This window comes from Sulfolobus sp. B1, from assembly GCF_007050195.1.
Taxonomy (GTDB): Archaea; Thermoproteota; Thermoprotei_A; order Sulfolobales; family Sulfolobaceae; genus Saccharolobus.
Window position 1 is genome coordinate 1 of the sequence record NZ_QIMI01000292.1, and the last position, 951, is coordinate 951.

1 protein-coding gene and 1 pseudogene are annotated in these 951 nt (G+C 32.8%); one reads left to right on the top strand and one right to left on the bottom strand.

Annotation, left to right across the window (positions count from 1 at the left end; translation table 11 throughout):
* A partial coding sequence (locus DMP16_RS10250) for a DNA double-strand break repair nuclease NurA (RefSeq protein WP_255446885.1) occupies nt 1–743 on the bottom strand: 743 nt, incomplete at its 3' end.
* Here DMP16_RS10250 and DMP16_RS11585 point away from each other — a divergent pair.
* Nucleotides 709–951, top strand: a pseudogene (locus DMP16_RS11585) (transcriptional regulator); the annotation flags it as partial. The gene DMP16_RS10250 and the pseudogene DMP16_RS11585 overlap by 35 nt on opposite strands.

Below are 951 nucleotides of genomic sequence, written 5' to 3' on the forward strand. Positions count from 1 at the left end.
TTTCCATCATTTCTCAATTTCTCCATTAAGCTTCTAAATTCTCTGTACCTAATATTATCTTCTAATTCAAGAAGCTTAAAACTATTGGATATTTTATTTCTATAGTACTTAACTAACTTATCAGCTAGGAATAACGGATAATTGTAACCTAAAGCCTCTGGTACCGGTTCCTTTCCGAAGATATAGAGAATGGAAAGAAGTTTCTCCAAATCATCTAGAAAAATGCTTGACTCTAAATAAAAAACCCAAGAGACGTCAAATAGCTTAAAGTATCCTTTAATTAAGTCATTTAACTTCTCTTTTATTGCTAGCCAAGGTGTTTCTCTAATACTATTTAAAGAAACTCTAGTTGGTATATCAAAATCTTTAACTATTCCTATAGCGTTTTTAGGTATTTCAATTCCAAGGGATCTATCATACGAGAGCTTCCTATCCAATAATATTATATTAGCTGGGTATTTAGTTGCGTTCAAGTACTCTAATTCCCTCATCTTAGATTCTCCTTCGCATTCACAGCTTTCATCATTAACTATTATGTCTTGAACAATAAAATCACCGTTTGTTAATATTTTGCCGGTGATAACTCCGATGATTACATGTGAAATTTTACCATCAACGGTGAAGGTTTCAGTATAGGTTCCATCTATTGCGCTAAAGGAGAGTTCATTATCTAGAAAGTAATTTTTCCCCGGGTTCATTCTTATTATTGTGATAAAATCACCATTAACGTTAATCGATGACATATTCATACCATCTATTAGAGCTTTAGAGGCTAAAAGGCTTAGGGAGCTACACATGAGTCAGACTAAAATAGCATACTTATTAGGAGTGAGCCAGCCTGCGGTAAAGCAGTATTTAGATGAAGATGAAAACGTCCATTATAAGAGGTTATTAAACTTAGGTTTAAGTAAAGAAGAGTTGGACGATTTCTTGGAAAAATTAACTCAATTA